Origin of the sequence: Paraburkholderia sp. BR10872, assembly GCF_040965835.1 — a bacterium.
GTDB classification, from domain to species: Bacteria; Pseudomonadota; Gammaproteobacteria; order Burkholderiales; family Burkholderiaceae; genus Paraburkholderia; species Paraburkholderia nodosa_A.
The window spans coordinates 1-255 of the sequence record NZ_JBFRCN010000189.1; the positions used below are offsets into that span (position 1 = coordinate 1).

A 255-nucleotide genomic window follows, 5' to 3' on the forward strand; every position below is an offset into this window, starting at 1 on the left:
GAAGTGGCTAGTCTAACCGCAAGGAGGACGGTCACCACGGCAGGATTCATGACTGGGGTGAAGTCGTAACAAGGTAGCCGTATCGGAAGGTGCGGCTGGATCACCTCCTTTCCAGAGCTCATCGCTCGCTGCGTTTTAAGCGCTCACACTTGTCGGCTGTAAGAAAGACAGACTCAGGGGTCTGTAGCTCAGTCGGTTAGAGCACCGTCTTGATAAGGCGGGGGTCGATGGTTCGAATCCATCCAGACCCACCAC

Annotated in this window: 1 tRNA gene and 1 rRNA gene; both read left to right on the forward strand. The window is 55.7% G+C overall.

Annotated features, from left to right (window positions below):
• Positions 1-111, forward strand: a 16S ribosomal RNA gene (locus tag AB4Y43_RS40630); the annotation flags it as partial.
• A 66-nt stretch (positions 112-177) separates the two neighbouring features.
• Positions 178-254 (forward strand) — tRNA-Ile (locus AB4Y43_RS40635).
• Position 255: the final 1 nt, after the last annotated feature.